The following is a 19,476-nucleotide window of genomic DNA, read 5'->3' as shown; positions in this document are numbered from 1 at the left end:
GTTGAGGCCCATGCCCTCCGACGCTCCCGCCGTCGAGCTCGACGCCGACGGCCGCACCGTGCGTGTCTCCAGCCCCGACCGGGTCGTGTTCCCCGAGCGGGAGGGGCGCCCCGGGATCACCAAGCTCCAGGTGGTGGAGTACTTCCTGTCCGTGGGCGACGGCGTCCTGGGTGCCCTCTTGCATCGCCCGACCACGCTGGAGCGATGGCCCAAGGGCTTCTTCGACGGCGCGGTGATGGCGACCCGCGCGGACAGCCGCGGGGACGCGTTCTACCAGAAGCGGCTGCCACGCGGCGCACCGGACTACGTCGAGACGGCGACGATCGCGTTCCCCAGCGGGCGTACCGCGGACGAGGTCGCCCCCACCGAGCTCGCCGTCGTCGCGTGGGCTGCCAACCTCGGCACGCTGACGTTCCACCCGTGGCCGGTGCGGCGTGACGACGTCGAGGCCGTGGACCAGCTGCGCATCGACCTCGACCCGCAGCCGGGCACCTCGTTCGACGACGCCGCAGCGGTCGCCTTCCCTCTGCGCGACCTCCTCACCGAGCTCGACCTGGTGGGCTACCCGAAGACGTCGGGCGGCCGGGGCATCCACGTGTTCGTACCCCTCGCCCCCCGGTGGTCGTTCCAGCAGGCTCGCCGCGCCACCATCGCGATCGGCCGAGAGCTCGAGCGCCGGCTGCCGGACCAGGTCACCACGAAGTGGTGGAAGGAGGAGCGCGGCGAGCGGATCTTCGTCGACTACAACCAGATGGCGCGCGACCGCACCATCGCCTCCGCCTACTCGGTCCGGGCCAACCCTCGCGCCACCGTCTCCACCCCGTTGGAGTGGGACGAGGTGGGCGAGGTCCACCCCGACGACTTCGACGTCACGACGGTGCCGGCGCGGTTCGCGGAGCGGGGCGACCTGTTCGCGGCGCTGCGGGCCGACCGCGACCCGGCCCTGGACTGCTCCCTGGACGCGGCCCTGGACCTGGCGCGACGCGACGAGGAGGAGCACGGCCTGGGCGACCTGCCCTATCCCCCGGAGTACCCGAAGATGCCAGGCGAGCCCAAGCGGGTCCAGCCCAGCCGCGACACCGACCGCAAGCGCTGAGCGGGCTACCCGGCGGCGGCGGACCGGGCGTACCGGAGGCACACCGACCCGTCGTCGAAGACGAAGGTGTCCACCAGCGCGAGCTCGGCGCGCAGCCCGTCGGGCAGCAGCCGCACCCCGGATCCCGCGACGTACGGCAGGACGCGCACGTCCATCTCGTCGACCATCCCGGCCCGCAGCGCGACCGCCGCCGTCGTCGGACCGGAGACCTCGACGACGCCGTCGCTCGCCGCCACGATCTCGGCCAGCCGCTCCGCGGTGAGGCGCGGCTCGAGCGTGGCGCGCGGGGCATCGAGGCCGGTCAGCGTGTCGGAGCAGACGATCTTGTCGATCTCGCGCCAGGCCGCAGCGAACTCGTCGGTCACCTCGGACTCCCCCGCCGGCATGGTGTCCCAGACCCGCATCGTCTCCCACATGCGCCGACCCAGGACGAAGGTGCTCACCTCCCGGGTCCGCGCGTTGAAGTAGGCGTGGGCGTCCTCGCTGGGCTCGGACCAGTCGAAGTTCCCGTCCCCGTCGACGACGTAGCCGTCGAGCGAGCAGCTCAACCCGTATCTCAGCATTCCCATGCCCTCCAGACGGCCGGCGGCCGGCGGACTCATCGCTCCGGTCGCCGGCTCAGGCGGTTCCGGGCGCGCCGGGCAGCAGTGACCCCAGGTCGTACCCGACCGGCTCCGCGAGCTGCTCGTAGGTGCACGACCCCGGGTCGCGGTCCGGCCGCCACCGCTTGAACTGCGCGGTGTGCCGGAACCGCGCGCCCTCCATGTGGTCGTATCCGACCTCGAGCACGCGCTCGATCCGCAGCGGGGTGAAGGTCAGGTCCTTGCCCGCGCTCCATCGCGACTGAGCGCCGGGCCGCCGCTCCCCTGCGCTGCCGTCGGCGACGGCCGGGTCCTGCCAGTCCGCCCAGGGGTGCTCGGCTCCTTCCGGGGTGCCGGGCTCGACGGCGAGCGGAGACAGCTCGGCGTGCAGGGCGGCCCTGCGGGCGGCGGGGAACGAGGCCGCGACACCCACGAACTGGAGCTGCGGGCCCACCGCACCGTCCTCACGGTCGGGTTCGTCGCGGTACAGCCCCAGCAGCAACGAGCCGACGAGCGGCCGCTCGGACGTCGACGTCTTGTGCAGCCGGAAGCCCGCGAGGACGACGTCGGCGGTGCGCGCGTGCTTGATCTTGAGCATGGCCCGCTTGTTCGGCTGGTAGGGCGCGTCCGCCGGCTTGGCCACCACGCCGTCGAGGCCGGCGCCCTCGAACGTCTCGAACCAGTCGCGCGCGACCTCGGCGTCCGTGGTCCGCGGGGTCGCGTGCACCTGCGGGCCCCGGAGGCCGAGCCCGTCGAGGAGCGTGAGCCGCTCGGTCAGCGGTCGGCTCGTGAGGTCGTCGTCGTCGAGGGCCAGCAGGTCGAAGACCACGAGGCTCGCCGGGGTCTCCTGCGCGAGCAGTCCGACCCTGGACGCCGCAGGATGGATGCGCTGCCCCAGGGCGTCGAAGTCGAGGTGGGCGGCACCACCGTCGGCGCCGGGTCGCGCGAGGACGATCTCGCCGTCGACCACGCAACGTTCGGGGAGCGCCGCCTTGACGGCCTCCACGACCTCCGGGAAGTACCGCTGCATCGGCCGGGAGTTGCGCGAGTCGATGCGCACGTCGTCGCCGTCACGGAACACGACGGCGCGGAACCCGTCCCACTTCGGCTCGTACACCCAGCCGGGCCCGTCGTCAGGCTGCTCCGGGACGGCGGCGACGGACTTCGCGAGCATGGGCAGGACCGGCGGCGACAGCGGCAGCGTCATGCCTGCGAACCTACTCCGCGCGGCGCGCGGGCACCTCCGCGGCTCGTCGGTCCCCGCCCTGCAGGTCGACCCACCGCACGCTGACGGTCACCCGGCCCGCGGCGTCACGGTGGGCGACCGCGTGCCCGGAGCGCTCCTCGCCGTCGAGCTCGAGCGAGAGCGCCGCACCCTCGCCCAGGAAGTTGCGCCACCAGCGTTTCGCCTCCGGTGCCACCGCCCTGAGGGTCACGCCCTCGCCCTCGCGACGGAACCCGACCGGGATGGCGAACTCTCGTCCGGTGCGCCGTCCCGTGTAGCGCACGATGGTGAGCCGCCGGCGCAACGGGCCGCCCCAGCGCGGCGACCGGCGCCACGCGAGCACGCGTCCGTTGAACCAGGTGACGAAGCGGCGCACACCTGGCGAGCTAAAGCTGGGCACGGGCTTCCTCCAGGGCAGGACGGCGCGGCCGGGCGGCGGGGAGCCCCCGGACGCGCTCAGGCGTCGGACGCATGGACCACGTCGTGCGACTCGTGCCCCCGCGTGCCGGTGAGCCGGTAGACGTCGAAGACCCCGTCCACCTTGCGCACCGCCGAAAGCACCTGCTGGAGGTGTCCCGGCTCGGCCATCTCGAAGACGAACTTCGACATGGCGATCCGGTCGGTCGTGGTCGAGACCGACGCCGAGAGGATGTTCACGTGGTAGTCCGACAGGACGCGCGTCACGTCGGACAGCAGTCGCGACCGGTCGAGCGCCTCGACCTGGATCTGCACGAGGAACATCGTGCTGGCGCCGGTGGTCCAGCCGACCTCGACGATGCGTTCGGGCTGGGCCTGGCGCAGCTGCTCCGCGTTCGCGCAGTCGGCGCGGTGCACGCTCACGCCGGCGCCGCGCGTCACGAAGCCCATGATCTCGTCACCCGGCACGGGGGTGCAGCACTTCGCCAGCTTGACCCAGATGTCGTCGACGCCCTTGACCACGACGCCCGGGTCCCCGGTGCGCGTACGGCGGGTGGGCTGACCGGGCCGCGCGACCTCGGCGGTGTCCTCCTCGGTGCCCTCCTCGCCGCCGAGGGACTTCACGAGCAGCTCGACGACGTGCTGTGCCGACGTGTGCCCTTCGCCGACGGCGGCGTACAGCGCGGACACGTCGGCGTACCGCATGTCGTTCGCGATCCCGACGAGAGCCTCGTGGCTGAGCAGACGCTGGATCGGCAGGTTCTGCTTGCGCATCGCCTTGGTGATCGCGTCCTTGCCCTGTTCGATCGCCTCTTCGCGGCGCTCCTTGGTGAACCACTGGCGGATCTTGTTCCGTGCCCGCGGCGACTTCACGAACGCGAGCCAGTCGCGCGACGGCCCGGCGGACTCCGCCTTGGAGGTGAGGATGTCGACCGTGTCGCCGTTCTGGAGCGACGAGTCCAACGGCACGAGCCGCCCGTTCACCCGGGCGCCCATCGTCCGGTGCCCGACCTCGGTGTGCACCGAGTAGGCGAAGTCGACGGGCGTCGCGTCCGCGGGCAGGGCCATGACCTCGCCCTTGGGCGTGAACACGTAGACCTCGGCCCCGCCGATCTCGTACCGCAGGGAGTCCAGGAACTCGCTCGGGTCCGCCGTCTCGCGCTGCCAGTCCACGAGCTGGCGCAGCCACGCCATGTCGTTGGCGCGGGGATCCTCGCCGCCCGCGGGGCCGCCGGAACGGGCCATCTCCTTGTACTTCCAGTGCGCGGCGACGCCGTACTCCGCACGGCGGTGCATGTCGTGGGTGCGGATCTGGATCTCGACCGGCTTGCCGCCCGGGCCGACGACCGTGGTGTGCAGCGACTGGTAGAGGTTGAACTTCGGCATCGCGATGTAGTCCTTGAACCGGCCGGGCACCGGGTTCCAGCGCGCGTGGAGCGCGCCGAGCACCGCGTAGCAGTCCCGCACCGAGTCCACGAGGACGCGCGTGCCGACCAGGTCGTAGATCTCCGCGAAGTCGTGGCCGCGGACGATCATCTTCTGGTAGATCGAGTAGTAGTGCTTGGGTCGGCCGGTGACGGTGGCCTTAATCTTCGCCGTGCGCAGGTCGGCGCTGATCTGCTCGCGCACGACGGACAGGTACTCCTCGCGCGCCGGGGCCCGCTCGGCGACCAGATGGACGATCTCGTCGTACACCTTGGGGTAGAGCGTCTGGAAGGACAGATCCTCCAGCTCCCACTTGATGGCGTTCATGCCGAGCCGGTGGGCCAGGGGCGCGTAGATCTCCAGCGTCTCCCTGGCCTTGCGCTGCGCGGAGGACCCGGAGACGTACTTCCAGGTGCGCGCGTTGTGCAGGCGGTCGGCGAGCTTGATGACCAGCACGCGGATGTCCTTGGCCATGGCCACGACCATCTTGCGGACCGTCTCCGCCTGCGCCGCGTCGCCGTACGTGACCTTGTCGAGCTTGGTCACCCCGTCGACGAGCATGGCGATCTCCTCGCCGTACTCGCGCGTCAGGTCGTCCAGGCCGTACTCGGTGTCCTCGACCGTGTCGTGCAGCAGCGCGGCTGCCAGCGTGGCGCCGTCGAACCCGAGCTCCGCCAGGATCGTGGCCACGGCGACGGGGTGCGTGATGTAGGGGTCGCCCGACTTCCGTTCCTGCCCGCGGTGCGCGTTCTCCGCCGTGGCGTACGCCCGTTCGAGCACCGACAGGTCGGACTTCGGGTGGTTGGTCCGCACCGCCTGGAGCACGGGCTCCAGCGCCGGGGTCGTCGACGGCGCACCGCGGACGCCGAGGCGCACCAGGCGGTTGCGCATCCACATGCCGGAGCCGCCGGACCGCCCGCCGGAGGGGGCCGGCTGCGCGCCGGAGGCACGGGCTACCGTGGTCTCGTCGCTCATCCGCGCCTCCTTCCGCCACCGTGGGGTGCTCGACGTCCGGGACGGCAAGTCTACGACCCGACGCGGAGCAGGGACTCCACCGTGCGACCGGCGAGCCGGTCGCGGCCGCCCAGGCCGGAGAGCTCCATGAGGAACGCCAGCGCCATGACGTGGCCGCCGGACCGCTCCACCAGGTCCGCCGCCGCACGTGCGGTGCCACCCGTCGCCAGGACGTCGTCGATCAGGAGAACACGCGCACCCGGGCGCAGTGTTCCCGTGCGCAGCTCGATCGCGGCCGACCCGTACTCGAGGTCGTAGTCGACCCGCTCGACGGGCGGCGGCAGCTTGCCCGCCTTGCGCAGGGGCAGGAACCCGACCCCGAGCCGCGTCGCGAGCGGCGCGCCCAGCAGGAAGCCGCGCGCCTCCATGCCGGCGACGACGTCGATCTCGCCGTCCAGCACGCGACCGGCGGCGTCGGGCAGGTGCAGCCTGGCGAACGCCTCCACGACGTCGGCCAGCGCGGGCCCGTCGGCGAGCAGCGGCGTGATGTCGCGGAAGACCACCGGCGGGTGCGGGTAGTCCGGGACGTCCCGGATCAGCGCCCGGATCTCCGCCGCGCGCCGGGGCCCGAGCCCGGCGAGGGCGTCCACGACGATGTCGTCGACGCCCTCGCCGGGCTCGGGCGGGTCCTGCGCGGCCGCCATCCGGCCGTCAGTTCCCACGACGACGGCGCGGCTGGGCCTGGTGGCCCTGGTGGCTGCCCGGGATGAGCTGGGCGGAGCCTGTGACGGACGCCGCGAGCTCGGCCTCGTGCCCACCCTCGGCCGCGAGCTGCTCGCGCGTGTCGTGCACCCGGCGGGTGTGCTCCGCGATCTTCGGCTCCCGCGTGCGCAGCGCGACGTCGAGCGGGGTGGCCAGGAAGATCGACGACGCGGCGCCCACCGCGATGCCGACGAAGAGGGAGAGCGACAGGTCGCGCAGCGTTCCGGCTCCCAGCAGGAACGCCCCGACGAACAGGATGCTGCCCACGGGCAGGAGCGCGACGACCGACGTGTTGATCGAGCGCACCAGCGTCTGGTTGACGGCGAGGTTCGCCCGCTCCTCGTAGGTGCTGCGCGTCTGGGTCGTCAGGTCGGCGGTGTTCTCGCGGACCTTGTCGAACACGACCATCTTGTCGTACAGGGAGAAGCCCAGGATCGTCAGGAAGCCGATGATCGTGGACGGCGTGACCTCCCACCCGACGAGCGAGTACACCCCCGCCGAGATGAGCAGGTCGGACAGCATGGCGACGATCGCGGCAACCGACATCCGCCAGGCCCGGAAGTAGATCGCCATGAACAGCGCCGCGGCCACGATGAAGACGATCGTGCCCCACAGCGCACGCAGCGAGACGCCCGCACCCCAGGTGGGGCCGACGAACGAGGTCGTGATCGCGGACTCCTCGACGCCGTACGCCTCGGCGAGCCCGACGGCGAGCTCCTGCTGCTGCGCCTCCGTCGCGGACTCCGTCTGGACCCGCACCGAGTCGCCGCCGACGACCGCCACGCGCGGCTCGTCGTCCGGGAACACGTCGTGGACCGCGTCCACCGCGGGCTGCTGGTCCGTGGTCGACACCCCGGCCACCGTGAACTCGGTGCCACCGCGGAAGTCGATGCCGAGGGTGAGGCCCTTGACGGCCAGCACCCCGATCGACGCGAGGGCGAAGATCGCCACGATCGCGAACCACCGCTTGCGGCGCTGGACGATCGGGTAGGACCGACGGCCGGTGTACAGGTCGTTGCCCCACTGGGCGAAGGTCATGCCGGCCATCAGCGGCTCTCCTCGTTCTGGTCGGCCCCGGACGCCTCGGGCGCGGTGGGGTCGGCTGTGTCCGGCGGGTCGGCGGTCGCGGCCGCCTTGCGCTCCGCCGCGCGGCGCTCCGCGATCGTCAGGCGCCGACCGGACGCGTCGGTCGCGGGGGCCGGCACGGGGGTGCTCGCTGCGAGCGGTGCGGCCTCGCCACCGGCCGACGCGGCGGGCGCGCCCGCCATCGCAGGCTGCGGCACGGCCACCCTGCCGGCTCCCACGTAGCGGGGCCCGCTACCGATCCGCAGCCGCTCCGGCGACAGTCCCGACCAGCTGTGCCCGCCCGCGAAGAACTTCATCCGCGTGAGCACCTCCATCATCGGGTGCGTGAACCAGAACACGACCATGACGTCGATGATCGTCGTCAGACCCAGCGTGAACGCGAAGCCCTGCACACCGCCCACGGCGAGGAAGTACAGGATGATCGCCGAGATCAGGTTCACCGACTTCGCCGCGAGGACGGTCCGGCGGGCGCGGGCCCACCCACGCTCGACGGCGAAGCTCAGGGAACGACCGTCACGCACCTCGTCGCGGATGCGTTCGAAGTAGACGATGAACGAGTCCGCGGTGAAGCCGATCGCGACGATGAGTCCCGCGACGCCGGCAAGAGAGAGCCGGTAGCCCATCTGCCAGGACAGGATCGCGATCGCCAGGTAGGTCATGACGCCCGCCACGACCAGCGAGCCCACCGTGAGCAGGCCCAGGGTGCGGTACTGGAACAGCGAGTAGACCACCACGAGCACCAGGCCGATGAGGCCGGCGATCATACCGTTGCGCAGCTGCTCGGAGCCGAGGGTCGCGGAGATCTCCTCCTGGCTCTGCACGTCGAACTGGATGGGCAGCGCGCCGAAGCTCAGCTGGTTGGCGAGCGTCGCGGCGCTCTCCCGGTCGAACGAGCCGGAGATCTGCGCCTGCCCGTCGGAGATGATGACGCCCGGGTCCAGGGACGGTGCCGAGACGACGAGGCCGTCGAGCACGATCGCGAACTGGTTGCGCGGGGACTCGAGGCCCTGCAGGCGCGTGGTGGTCTCGCGGAACTCGGCGGTGCCGACGCTGTCGAAGTCGAGGAACACGCCCCACTCGTTGGTCATCGCGCCGTTCGGGCCCGGGACCAGGCCGGAGCTGGCCGTGGCGATGTGGGTGCCGTCGACCTCCATCGGGCCGAGGATGTACTTCATCCCGTCGCTCTCGCCGCACGTGACGAGCACGGCGTCGGGGTCGTCGCCGCCGCCCCCGGCCAGGTTCGCCGGGTCCGTGCAGTCGAGCGCGTCGAACTCGGCCTGGATCTCGGGCGTGATCTGCGCGAGGTCGCTGTGGTCGCTCGCCGCCGGGGCGTCGTCCGTGGCCTCCGTCGGCTCGGTGGACGGCTCCGTGGACGCGTCGCCCGTCGGTGTCGCGGTCGCGGTGGCCTCGGCGGACGGGTCGTCGGTCGTCGCGGACAGCGCCTGCGTGCCGACACCCTTGCCGCTCGGGCTGGTGCCGTCCTCGTCGGCGGCACCGCTCGGATCGTCGGTCGCCGCGTCGTCGGCAGCACCCTCGTCGGCGGCCGCGTCCTCGTCGGCGGCACCCTCGTCCGTGGCGCCCTCCTCGGTGGCCGCGTCGTCAGCCGGCTCCTGGGTCAGGGGCGTGCCCACGTTGTAGGTCAGCACGGGCCGGAAGCGCATCTGCGCGGGCTGGGAGACGAGGTCGAGCGTCGCCTGGTCCACCTCGCCGGGGATGCCGACGACGATGTTGTCGCTCCCCTGCGCCGTGATCTCGGCCTCCGCGACGCCCGACGAGTCGATGCGCTGACGGATGACGTTGATCGACTCGTCGATCGTCTCCGACGTGACCTGCGACCCGTCCGTCGTGACCGCCTTGAGGACCAGCTGGGTGCCACCCTGCAGGTCGAGGGCGAGCCCCGGCACGAAGCTCGCGCCGTCCGGGTTGTCGGCCGACTTGCCGTCGAAGAACACCCCCGCGGCGAGGGCGACGAAGGGCAGGAGGATCGTCAGGATCGTGAAGACGACGAGGGTGCGTACCGGACGCGACCGCTTCGTGCGTGAGTTGGCCAACTTCTGTCTCTTCCCGTGTGCGCGCCGCCCGGACGACAGACGCGTGAGGGCGCCGGCCGGGTCGCCCCGACCGGCGCGGTGTCAGTCGGGGCGGCGCTCGACCGCCCCTCGCATACCGCTACTTCGCGGCGTCGCTCCCGCCGTCCTCACGACGCTGCTGCTCGCGGTACTCCCGCTGAGCGGTGTCCAGGCCGGACAGGTCGTCGGGGACGTCGACGTGATCGTCGCCGGAGGTGATGGTACCGGTCTCGGAGGCCTCGTCTGTGACGACGGTCTCGTCCTCGTCCTCGACCGGGGTGTCGACCCGCTTGGCGATCGCCGCGCGCAGCCAACGGGTCTGCGAGCCGGGGGCCGACTCGATGGTCACGGTGTCCGATGCGTCGTCGATCTCGACGACCGTGCCGAACATGCCCGAGCCGGTCATGACCTCCTGGCCCGGAGCCAGCTGGGAGCGGAACTCCTGCTGTGCACGCTGCTGCTTGCGGGAACGCGAGCTCATGAAGAACATGAGGCCGGCGAGGACCACAAAGAGGATGATCATTTCCACGAAGGGGCGTCCTTGTCTGTCGCTGCCCGCTCGTGGCGGGCGTCGGGGCACGCCGGTCGGCGCACCACGCGACGGTGCCCCGCCAGGGGAACCGTGCGCGTACGGGCCCCAACGAGCGCGAGACCCGCCGAGTTCCGGCCCCCGCCGCCTGTGGCCGGGACCGTCCCAGTCTAGGGGCTGCAGCGCCCGCCAGGACCAGCCCCGGGGGCGGGCCCTGCACCGGCCGTCGACCGGACCGCCACCCGGGCCACCGGCGGCCACGCGGGCGCATCAGCCGGTGGCGTCCCCACCTGCGTCGACGTCGAAGAGCGAGCCCGCGGCGGGCACGCCCCAGGCACCGGCCGGAGCCTCGAGCCCCAGGTGCTGCCAGGCCGCCGCCGTGGCCACGCGGCCCCGTGGCGTGCGCGAGACCAGGCCCTCACGCACCAGGTAGGGCTCGGCCACGGTCTCCACCGTCTCTGGCTCCTCCCCCACGGTCATCGCCAGGGTGCCCAGTCCGACGGGTCCGCCGCCGAACCGGCGACACAGCGCGTTGAGCACGGCGCGGTCGAGCCGGTCGAGCCCGATCGGGTCGACCTCGTAGACCTCGAGGGCCGCGCGGGCCGCGCGCAGGTCCAGGACGCCGTCGCCGCGCACCTGGGCCCAGTCCCGCACCCGCCGCAGCAGGCGGTTGGCGATCCGGGGCGTGCCGCGGGAGCGCCCGGCGATCTCGTGGGCCGCCCCGTGCTGGATCTCGACCCCGAGCAGCCCGGCCGAGCGCAGGATGACCCGCTCCAGCTCCGCCGCGTCGTAGAAGTCGAGGTGCCCCGTGAAGCCGAACCGGTCGCGCAGCGGTGCCGGCAGCAGGCCGGAGCGCGTGGTCGCGCCCACCACGGTGAACGGGGGCAGGGACAGCGGGATCGCGCTGGCTCCCGCCCCCTTGCCCACGACGACGTCCACCCGGAAGTCCTCCATCGCCACGTACAGCAGCTCCTCCGCGGGGCGCGCGAGGCGGTGGATCTCGTCGATGAACAGCACCTCGCCCTCCTCCAGGGAGGACAGCACCGCGGCGAGGTCTCCCGCGTGCTGGATCGCGGGACCGCTCGTCACCCGCAGCGAGGTGCCGAGCTCGGCCGAGATGATCATGGCCAGCGTCGTCTTGCCCAGCCCGGGCGGGCCCGACAGGAGCACGTGGTCCGGGGAGGCGTCCCGCGCCATCGCGGCCTGCAGCACGAGCGAGAGCTGGTCGCGCACCACCTTCTGGCCCACGAACTCGTCGAGCCGCTTGGGCCGCAGCGCCGCCTCGGCGGCGCGCTCGAGATCGTCGGCCCCGGCCGTCACCAGCCGCTCCCCTCCGTACCCGGGCTCCGGTGCGTCAGGCACGCCGTCCCCCCAGGGAGCGCAGGGCCGCGCGCAGGGTGCCCGCGACGTCCACCGGCGCGCCGTCCTCCTGCTCGGCGAGCACACGGTCCACGGTCTCCTGCGCCACCTTCGACGCCCATCCCAGACCCTCCAGGGCCTCGACCACCTGGTCCCGGCCCGGTCCGCCTGCCGTGTCCGCGTGCCCGGCGGGAGCGCCGTCCGCGCCGTCGCCGGAGGGGAGCCCGAGCTTGCCCGAGAGCTCGAGCACGAGGCGCTGCGCGCTCTTCGGCCCGACGCCGGGCACCCGGCGCAGCGTGGCGACGTCCTCGGCCGCGACCGCCCGGCGCAGCGCGTCGGGCGTGAGCACGGCGAGCATTGCGAGCGCGATGCGCGGCCCGACGCCGGAGACGGACTGCGCGGTCTCGAAGACCTCGCGCTCGTCCGCCTCGGCGAAGCCGTAGACCGTCATCGAGTCCTCACGGACCACGAGGGTGGTGTGCAGCTGCGCCCGTTCCCCCGGTCGCAGCGCCGCGAGCGTGCCCGGGGTGGCGTGGACGAGGTAGCCCACCCCGCCCACGTCGAGCACCGCCCGTTCCAGGGTCACGTGCGCGACCGTGCCGGTCAGGGAGGCGATCACCGCTGGTCCTTCCGTCGAACACCCGTGCGAGCCGTCACTGTAACAACAGCCACCGACGGCGCCGCCCGCGACACCCGGCGCCCGCGCGAGGTCGTCATCGGGAGCGCCAGGGGCGTCACCGCCGGGCGCGCGACGGCGCGCCGCGGTGGGTGCCCGACCGGGCAGACTGCTCGGCCGCGGCCCAGGCGCGCTGTGCTGCGGTGAGCTCGTGACGCTCGCCCCCCTGCAGGGCGCCGGTGGGCCGCCACAGGTGGGTGACGGCGAGCGCGAGGGCGTCGGCCGCGTCCGCGGGGCGCGGGAGCTCCGCCAGCCCGAGGATGCGCGCGATCATCCGCTGCACCTGCTCCTTGCCCGCACGCCCCGAGCCGGTGACGGCGGCCTTGACCTCGCTCGGCGTGTGCAGGGCGACCGGAACGCCCCGCCGGGCGGCGGCCACCATGGCGAGGCCGGCCACCTGGGCGGTGCCCATCACGGTGCCCACGTTGTGCTGGGCGAACACACGCTCGACGGCGACGACGTCGGGCACGTGCCGGTCGAGCCATACCTCGAGCTCTGTCGCGATGTGGAGCAGGCGCAGGTCGATGCTCAGCGCGGGCTCGCTGCCCACGACGCCGACGTCCACGAGCCGCGCCCGCCGCCCCGGCAGCGAGTCGACGACGCCGACACCGCACCGGGTCAATCCCGGGTCCACCCCCAGCACGCGCACGCGCTCACCTTCTCACGCACCGCCCACACGGCGGCGAAGGCGCGCGACGACGACGAGCTCGCGCCGCGGGCGGTGGCGGCACCCGCGCCGAGGATCACTCCTCGTCGAGCGCCGCCATGACCTCGTCGGAGGCGTCGAAGTTCGCGTAGACGTTCTGCACGTCGTCGCTGTCCTCGAGGGCGTCGATGAGGCGCAGGATCTTGCGCGCGCCCTCGACGTCGACCTCGACCTCCATCGACGGGTGCCACACCGAGTCGGCGGAGTCGTACTCGATGCCCGCCTCCTGGATGGCCGAGCGCACGGCGACGAGGTCGGTGGCCTCGCTCAGCACCTCGATGACCTCGCCGGAGTCGATGACCTCCTCCGCACCGGCGTCCAGCGCGGCCAGCATGACGTCGTCCTCGGTCACGCCGTCGGCCTTGGGCACCACGACGAGGCCCTTGCGGGAGAACAGGTACGACACGGACCCCGGGTCAGCCAGGTTGCCGCCGTTGCGGGAGAACGCCAGGCGCACCTCGGAGGCGGCACGATTCTTGTTGTCGGTGAGACACTCGACCAGGACGGCGATGCCGTTCGGCCCGTAGCCCTCGTACATGATGGTGAGGTACTCGACGGCGTCGGCGCCCTCGCCGGAGCCACGCTTGACCGCGCGGTCGATGTTGTCGTTCGGGACCGACGACTTCTTCGCCTTCTGGATGGCGTCGAACAGGGTGGGGTTGCCCGCCGGGTCCCCACCGCCCACCCGCGCCGCGACCTCGATGTTCTTGATCAGCTTCGCGAAGAGCTTGCCACGCTTGGCGTCGATCGCGGCCTTCTTGTGCTTGGTCGTGGCCCACTTGGAGTGACCGGACATGCGCTGATTAACCCCTTCGCGATGCTTGGACGAGCCGGACGAACAACCCGTGCACCCGCGCGTCCCCCGTGATCTCCGGGTGGAAGGCGGTGGCGAGGAGCCGTCCCTGGCGTGCTGCGACGATCTTACCGGCGGCGGCGCCCGTCGGTGTCCCGTGGGCCGAGACCGCCGGGATCCGGGCCAGGACCTCGACCTGGGGGCCGGCCCGCTCGATCCAGGGCGCCCGGATGAACGCCGTGCGCACGGGGCCGGGCTCGGGCCCGTCGGAGACCCCGGACATGTCCAGGTCGGCCTCGAACGAGTCCACCTGGCGGCCGAACGCGTTGCGCCGCACCGTCACGTCCATCCCGCCCAGGGTGCGCTGGTCGGCCGTGCCGCCCTCGATGCGGTCGGCGAGCAGGATCATGCCGGCGCACGAGCCGAACACGGGCAGCCCCTGCCCGATGAGGCGGTGCAACGGCTCGGCCAGCTCGAACAGGCGCAGCAGCTTGTCGATCGTGGTCGACTCCCCGCCCGGCAGGACGAGACCCTCGACGGCCTCGAGCTCAGAGACGCGGCGCACGCCGACGGCGCGCGCGCCGGCCCGCTCGAGCGCGGCGGCGTGCTCGCGCACGTCGCCCTGGAGGGCGAGCACCCCGACGACGGGGCGGCCGTCGGCGCCCGCTGAGGCGGTCACCGCCCCAGCTCCTCGGGATCGGACGGCTCGTCGTCGAGCTGGGTGCCGAGGTGCCGCACGGTGCCGTCCCACCCGCGGGCGAGGGCGTCGACGACGTCGGGCAGGACGGTCGGGAAGACCTCGCGGGTCTCGGCGCGCAGCTCCGCGGTGGTCAGCCAGCGCATCTCGTCGAGCACGTCACGCTCCACCGGCGTCCATCCGGCGTCCGTCGGCTCGTGGCCGCCGTCCACCCGGGCGACGAAGAACACCTCGTCCTGCCGGCAGGTCTCGGCGAGGAACCGGAAGATCCCGGCGCGCGTCAGCACCGGACCGACCAGGTCCTCGGGGACGAGCGCGAGACCCACCTCCTCGCGCAGCTCGCGCAGCGCGGCCTCCACGTCGCTCTCCCCCGGGTCGATCCCCCCGCCGACGGTGAACCACCACGACCGGTCGGGCTCGTCCGCGTCGTGCCCGCGCACCAGCAGCACCCGGTCCGCTCCGTCCAGCACGATGACCCGGGCGGCACGACGGTGCCGCACCCCGTCCGGCCCGCGCACCCAGTCGGGCCCCAGAGACGCCGAGGTCACCAGGCGCCCCTCGCCGGCCGGACCTGCCCGACCCGTGCCTCGACGTCGAAGCCGTCGTGCACCGCCGGCCGGTCTCGAACCTGTACGGCGAGCAGCAGAGGGCGGGCATCCATGGCGCACATGGTAGTCACGGTCCGCCGCCTTCCGACGACGCCGGTCGAGGACCGGAGCGCCAGGGCGCCCGCGTGCCGTCCGATCACCCACGAGGCCGTAGACGTCCGGTCGGTACGGCGGTGAGCGGATCCTCCGGCCACGGATGGCGGGGGTAGCGGGCTCGCAGGTCCGCGCGCACCTGCGGATAGCCCCGCTTCCAGAAGGAGGCGAGATCGCTCGTGATCGCGACCGGACGCCGCGCGGGCGACAACAGGTGGAGCACCACCGGGACACGGCCGTCAGCGACGGCCGGAGCGGCGGTCCAGCCGAACACCTCCTGCAGCTTCACGGCGAGGACCGGCGGCTCCACACCGTCGTACGCGAGGCGGACCTCGGAGCCCGACGGGACCCGGAGGCGTTCCGGCGCGAGCTCGCCGAACCGGGCCGCCGCGGGCCACGGCAGCAGCCGCCGGAGCGCCGAGGCCACGTCGATGCGGGCGAGGTCGCGCGAGCTGCGCACCGAGGCGAGCTCGGCACCCAGCCACTCCTCGAGGCCGGCCAGCAGCGCGCCGTCGTCGACCGCAGGCCAGGGGGCGCCGAGGTGGGCGTGGCAGAACGCGAGCCGCTCCCGCAGGACCAGCGCGGCCTCCGACCAGCGCAGCACGGACAGCCCGCTGCGCCGCATCCCGTCCCGGACCGCTGCCTGGACGAGCAGCGGGTCGGGGTCGGCCAGCGGCACGTCGCCGAGGACGATCGCGCCGAGCCTCTCGATGCGCCGCGTCACGACCCGGCCGTCGCCCCAGCGGATCTGGTCGGTGGTCGAGACGAGGTCGCCGGCGACGTCTCGCGCGGTCTGCTCGTCGATCGGCGCCGCGGCACGGATCGTGGCGTCCGCTCGACCGGGTGCCCGGTCGGCCACCGCGACGGCCAGCCAGGTCGTGCCCCGCAACGGCGACTGCGGGTCCAGCGCCGCGCCCGTCCCACCGGACATCTGGTAGGTCGCCGAGCCGCTCCCCCGGACCCGCGCGACCCGGTCCGGGTATGCGAGCCCCACCACGATCCCGGCCGCGAGGTCGTCCGGGACCCCGCGCGACTCCCGCCCAGCAGGTCTCGGCGGCCCGCCCGGCGCCGCACCCCGGCCGAGGCGCTTCGTCTCCTCCCGCCAGCGGGCCGTGGCCGCACGGTCCTCGCCGCGACGCAGGGCGCGCCAGCGAGCCGGCAGGTCGTCGCCGAAGGAGCGGCCGGAGTCGTCCGAGAGCATCGCGACGACCTCGCGCGCCCGGTCGACGCCGACCCGCGGTGCCCCGTCGAGCAACGCCCGGGCCAGGCGGGGGTGCGCCCCGATCGCCCTCATCCGGCGGCCCCGCTCGGTGATGCGGCCGTCGTCGTCCACGGCGTCGATGCGGCGCAGCAGCTCGCTGGCCGCGGCCATGGCCGGCGCCGGCGGTGCGTCCAGCAGCGCCAGGCCGGCACCGGCCGGCGCACCCCACGCCGCGAGGTCGAGGGCGAAGGCCGCCAGGTCGGCGATCGCGATCTCCGGCGCCGCGTGGTCGTCGAGACGCGCGTGGTCGGTGGCCGACCAGCACCGGTAGACCCGGCCCGGCGCCTCCCGCCCCGCGCGGCCGGCGCGCTGGTCGGCCGACGATCTCGACACCCGGCAGGTGACCAGCGCCCCGAGGCCGCGGGCCTGGTCGGTCCGCGGCTCGCGGGCCAGGCCCGAGTCGACCACGACCGTGACCCCGGGCACCGTGAGCGAGCTCTCCGCGACCGACGTCGTGACGACGACCCGCCGGGTGGCGGCCGGCGCCAGGGCGCGCTCCTGTTCCGCCCTCGACTGGCGGCCGAACAACGGCAGGACGTCCTGCCCGGCCAGCCGGCGGGTCACGCCGTCGATCTCGGCCTCCCCCGGGACGAACACGAGGACGTCGCCGTCGTTCTCGGCCATGGCACGCCGGACCACGGCGGCGACGTGGTCCAGCAGGCGCGGGTCGACCCGCCCACCGGGGAGCAGCGGCGTGGGCAACGGTGGGGGGACCCACTCGGTCGCCACGTCGAACAGCACCGCGGACGCCGTGATCACGGGTGCGGGAGCGTCCGCCCCCAGCACGCGGCTGAGCCTGGCAGTGTCCGGCGTGGCCGAGGTCGCGACGATCGCCAGGTCGTCCCGGAGATTCGCCCGGATGTCGACACAGAGCGCGAGCAGCAGGTCGGCGTCGAGGTGCCGCTCGTGGCACTCGTCGATCACGATCGCCGAGACGCCGTCCAGCTCCGGGTCCTGCTGCAGCCGGCGCACGAGGAGCCCCGTCGTCACCACCTCGACGCGTAGGCCGGTGCCACCACTGCGTTCACCGCGCATCGCGTAGCCGATCCGCCGCCCGAGCGGTTCACGGGCCAGCGCCGCCAGCCGGGTCGCGGCCGCGCGGGTCGCCATCCTGCGCGGCTCGGCGACGATGATCGTGCCCCCGAGCGCATCGGCCAGCGCGAGCGGCAGCAGCGACGTCTTCCCCGAGCCTGGCGGCGCGACCAGCACCGCGGTACCGCGCTCCTGCACCGCGTCGACCGTCGCGGGCAGCACCGCACGGACGGGCAGGTCCGCACCCGGCACCGACGGTTCCGGCAGCAGCACGCCCCGCCCGGCCGTCGTCACGCAGGAACGGTATGACGTTTTCCACCGCCGCGCCAGCAAGCGGTCGGCCGCACACGGCCATCCCCCGTGAGGACGACGGAAACTGCCCCCACCAGGGGGATTCGTGGCGCCGAGGCCTCCCATAGCTTCGTGGGCAGCGGCGTCACCACGTCGCGGACGCAGCGAGCTGGAGGAATCTTGACGACGACGCAACGGTCAGCGGAAGCCGGTATCCCCCGAAGGTTCCCCGGCGTGGTGATCGCCGCGGCACTCACCGTCGCCGCGGTGGCGGCCTGCGCCCCCACCCCGGGGGTGGGGGCACCGGCCGAGGAAGCACCACCGGTCGTCGCCGCGACGCCCGCCACGTCGCACATCGCCTGGGGCGCGTGTCCGACGCCGGCCGAGGGGGCCACTCGCGACCCCAGGCTCGTCTGCGGAACGCTGGACGTCCCGCTCGACTACGAGGACCCCGATGGCGAGATGATCGAGGTGGCCGTCTCGAAGCTGCCGGCAGCGACGTCCAGCGACCGCCGCGGCGTCCTCCTGCTGAACCCGGGTGGCCCCGCGTTGCCGGGCCTGGACAGACCGGGCGACGTCGCGCCGACCCTGCCGCGGTCGGTGCTCGCGGCCTACGACCTCATCGGTCTCGACCCGCGCGGGGTCGGGCACAGCACCCCACAGAGCTGCGGCCTCGACGACCCGTCTCTCGCCGGCCTCTTCCCGTACCCGGCCGCGGACGGCTCGATCGACGCGAACGTCGACCACGCACGCGCCGACGCCGAACGGTGCGAGACGAACGCCGGCAAGAAGCTCCGCCACTTCACCACGGCCAACACCGCCCGCGACATGGACCGTGTCCGCGCGGCGCTCGGCGAGGAGAAGATCTCCTACTGGGGTCAGTCCTACGGGACGTACCTCGGCGCCGTGTACCTGTCCCTGTTCCCGGCGCGCACCGACCGGGTCGTCCTCGAGGGCAACGTCGACCCCACGAAGGTCTGGGCCGGCGCGAAGGACAACTGGGGCAAGGCCATGTCGGAACGCTTCGGTGACGCGGCAAGGGTCGCCGCGGCGCAGCACGCCACGCTCGGGCTGGGCCGAACCGCAGACGAGGTGACCGAGACGTACCTCGCGCTCGCCGACCGCCTCGACCGCACCCCCGCAACCTTCCCCGGCACGTCACTGGCCCTGACGGGTTCGATGCTGCGCACCGTCACCTACAGCCTTCTGCTGCACGACGAGTCCCTCCCGGCGCTGACGCAGTTCTGGAAGGCCGCCGCCGGGCTGGCCGACGGCACGCTCACCGAGGCGGACGGCCAGGTGCTGCAGCAGGTGTTCGCCGCGCCGCCGGCGACACCCGGGGTGCCGGCCGACAACCAGGCCACCATGTTCCTGGCACTGACCTGCGGTGACGCGCGCTGGTCCGACGACGTCGGCGAGTACGCGCGCCGCACCGCCGAGGACCGCGCGGCCTGGCCGCTCAGCGCGGGGATGCCGGCCAACATCTGGGCCTGCGCGTTCTGGCCGGAGCCGATCGAGGAGCCCGTGCGCGTGACCGGCACGGGGCCGCGCAACACGCTGATCCTGCAGAACCGCAGGGACAACGCCACACCGTGGGAGGACGGCCTCGGGCTGCACCAGGTCCTCGGCCGGCGAGCAGCCTTCGTCGGCGCGGACGCCGGCGGGCACGACGTCTACGGCCAGGGCTCCACGTGCGTGGACGAGGCGACGGTGACGTTCCTGACCACCGGACGGCTGCCGGACGAGAAGGTCTACTGCACCGACGCCGCCCCGCGATGATCGTGATCGACCAAGGGCCCCGCGGACGGCGTGTCCG

General features: G+C 73.4%; 17 protein-coding genes. 2 read left to right on the top strand and 15 right to left on the bottom strand.

The features are described 5' to 3' along the window. Positions 1-10: 10 nt before the first annotated feature. A complete protein-coding gene (locus tag LEP48_RS11895) occupies positions 11-1,096 on the top strand; it encodes a DNA polymerase domain-containing protein (protein ID WP_225565798.1) in 1,086 nt (361 codons plus the stop codon). Positions 1,097-1,101: 5 nt separating this feature from the next. Here LEP48_RS11895 and LEP48_RS11890 read toward each other — a convergent pair whose 3' ends face one another. The 15 genes from LEP48_RS11890 to hrpB all read right to left on the bottom strand — a co-directional run bounded on the left by LEP48_RS11890 (position 1,102) and on the right by hrpB (position 17,663). After that, on the bottom strand, positions 1,102-1,665 hold the full coding sequence (locus LEP48_RS11890; protein WP_225565797.1) for a dihydrofolate reductase family protein: 564 nt from the start codon (positions 1,663-1,665) through the stop codon (positions 1,102-1,104). A 49-nt stretch (positions 1,666-1,714) separates the two neighbouring features. Further along, on the bottom strand, positions 1,715-2,884 hold the full coding sequence (locus LEP48_RS11885; protein ID WP_225565796.1) for an ATP-dependent DNA ligase: 1,170 nt from the start codon (positions 2,882-2,884) through the stop codon (positions 1,715-1,717). 10 nt (positions 2,885-2,894) lie between these two features. Continuing rightward, positions 2,895-3,302: a hypothetical protein gene (locus tag LEP48_RS11880; protein ID WP_225565795.1), complete on the bottom strand. Its 408-nt coding sequence runs from the start codon at positions 3,300-3,302 to the stop codon at positions 2,895-2,897. Positions 3,303-3,358: 56 nt separating this feature from the next. After that, the gene (locus tag LEP48_RS11875; protein ID WP_225565794.1) at positions 3,359-5,719 is read right to left on the bottom strand and encodes a RelA/SpoT family protein; all 2,361 of its coding nucleotides are present in this window, start codon (positions 5,717-5,719) and stop codon (positions 3,359-3,361) included. 50 nt (positions 5,720-5,769) lie between these two features. Further along, complete coding sequence (locus tag LEP48_RS11870) at positions 5,770-6,402, bottom strand: adenine phosphoribosyltransferase (protein ID WP_225565793.1); 633 nt, start codon at positions 6,400-6,402, stop codon at positions 5,770-5,772. 7 nt (positions 6,403-6,409) lie between these two features. After that, positions 6,410-7,507 (bottom strand): protein translocase subunit SecF, encoded by a 1,098-nt coding sequence (gene secF / locus LEP48_RS11865; RefSeq protein WP_225565792.1) that lies wholly within the window; start codon positions 7,505-7,507, stop codon positions 6,410-6,412. Next, positions 7,507-9,597, bottom strand: a complete 2,091-nt coding sequence (gene secD / locus LEP48_RS11860; RefSeq protein WP_225565791.1) for a protein translocase subunit SecD — start codon at positions 9,595-9,597, stop codon at positions 7,507-7,509. Before secD ends, secF begins: the two co-directional genes overlap by 1 nt. A gap of 118 nt (positions 9,598-9,715) precedes the next feature. Next, positions 9,716-10,138 carry a preprotein translocase subunit YajC gene (yajC, locus tag LEP48_RS11855; RefSeq protein ID WP_225565833.1) on the bottom strand — a complete coding sequence of 141 codons (423 nt, stop codon included), beginning with the start codon at positions 10,136-10,138 and terminating at the stop codon, positions 9,716-9,718. A 276-nt stretch (positions 10,139-10,414) separates the two neighbouring features. Beyond that, entirely contained in the window at positions 10,415-11,506 is a 1,092-nt protein-coding gene (ruvB, locus tag LEP48_RS11850; RefSeq protein WP_422723836.1) for a Holliday junction branch migration DNA helicase RuvB, read from the bottom strand. Continuing rightward, positions 11,499-12,122, bottom strand: a complete 624-nt coding sequence (ruvA, locus tag LEP48_RS11845; RefSeq protein WP_225565790.1) for a Holliday junction branch migration protein RuvA — start codon at positions 12,120-12,122, stop codon at positions 11,499-11,501. The genes ruvB and ruvA overlap by 8 nt, the downstream gene beginning before the upstream one ends. A 115-nt stretch (positions 12,123-12,237) precedes the next feature. Then, positions 12,238-12,828 (bottom strand): crossover junction endodeoxyribonuclease RuvC, encoded by a 591-nt coding sequence (gene ruvC, locus LEP48_RS11840; RefSeq protein ID WP_225565789.1) that lies wholly within the window; start codon positions 12,826-12,828, stop codon positions 12,238-12,240. 94 nt (positions 12,829-12,922) lie between these two features. Next, positions 12,923-13,681 carry a YebC/PmpR family DNA-binding transcriptional regulator gene (locus LEP48_RS11835; protein WP_225565788.1) on the bottom strand — a complete coding sequence of 253 codons (759 nt, stop codon included), beginning with the start codon at positions 13,679-13,681 and terminating at the stop codon, positions 12,923-12,925. Between the two features lie 7 nt (positions 13,682-13,688). Continuing rightward, the gene (gene pdxT / locus LEP48_RS11830) at positions 13,689-14,357 is read right to left on the bottom strand and encodes a pyridoxal 5'-phosphate synthase glutaminase subunit PdxT (RefSeq protein ID WP_225565787.1); all 669 of its coding nucleotides are present in this window, start codon (positions 14,355-14,357) and stop codon (positions 13,689-13,691) included. Then, positions 14,354-14,923 carry an NUDIX hydrolase gene (locus tag LEP48_RS11825; RefSeq protein WP_308010021.1) on the bottom strand — a complete coding sequence of 190 codons (570 nt, stop codon included), beginning with the start codon at positions 14,921-14,923 and terminating at the stop codon, positions 14,354-14,356. Before LEP48_RS11825 ends, pdxT begins: the two co-directional genes overlap by 4 nt. A gap of 196 nt (positions 14,924-15,119) precedes the next feature. Further along, positions 15,120-17,663 carry an ATP-dependent helicase HrpB gene (gene hrpB / locus LEP48_RS11820; protein ID WP_225565786.1) on the bottom strand — a complete coding sequence of 848 codons (2,544 nt, stop codon included), beginning with the start codon at positions 17,661-17,663 and terminating at the stop codon, positions 15,120-15,122. Positions 17,664-17,894: 231 nt separating this feature from the next. Between hrpB and LEP48_RS11815 the strand changes: the two genes are divergently transcribed. Next, positions 17,895-19,439 carry an alpha/beta hydrolase gene (locus LEP48_RS11815; protein WP_225565785.1) on the top strand — a complete coding sequence of 515 codons (1,545 nt, stop codon included), beginning with the start codon at positions 17,895-17,897 and terminating at the stop codon, positions 19,437-19,439. Positions 19,440-19,476 lie beyond the last annotated feature (37 nt).

Origin of the sequence: Isoptericola luteus (assembly GCF_020297055.1) — a bacterium.
Taxonomy (GTDB): Bacteria; Actinomycetota; Actinomycetes; order Actinomycetales; family Cellulomonadaceae; genus Isoptericola; species Isoptericola luteus.
The sequence above is the reverse complement of the archived record's forward strand: the minus strand, read 5'-3'. Positions and strand labels throughout refer to the sequence as shown.

Coding starts and splice junctions, on each gene's coding strand:
- LEP48_RS11895 (WP_225565798.1), top strand. CDS start 11: ATGCCCTCCGACGCTCCCGCCGTCGAGCTCGACGCCGACGGCCGCACC.
- LEP48_RS11890 (WP_225565797.1), bottom strand. CDS start 1,665: ATGGGAATGCTGAGATACGGGTTGAGCTGCTCGCTCGACGGCTACGTC.
- LEP48_RS11885 (WP_225565796.1), bottom strand. CDS start 2,884: ATGACGCTGCCGCTGTCGCCGCCGGTCCTGCCCATGCTCGCGAAGTCC.
- LEP48_RS11875 (WP_225565794.1), bottom strand. CDS start 5,719: ATGAGCGACGAGACCACGGTAGCCCGTGCCTCCGGCGCGCAGCCGGCC.
- LEP48_RS11870 (WP_225565793.1), bottom strand. CDS start 6,402: ATGGCGGCCGCGCAGGACCCGCCCGAGCCCGGCGAGGGCGTCGACGAC.
- secF (WP_225565792.1), bottom strand. CDS start 7,507: ATGGCCGGCATGACCTTCGCCCAGTGGGGCAACGACCTGTACACCGGC.
- yajC (WP_225565833.1), bottom strand. CDS start 10,138: ATGATCATCCTCTTTGTGGTCCTCGCCGGCCTCATGTTCTTCATGAGC.
- LEP48_RS11835 (WP_225565788.1), bottom strand. CDS start 13,681: ATGTCCGGTCACTCCAAGTGGGCCACGACCAAGCACAAGAAGGCCGCG.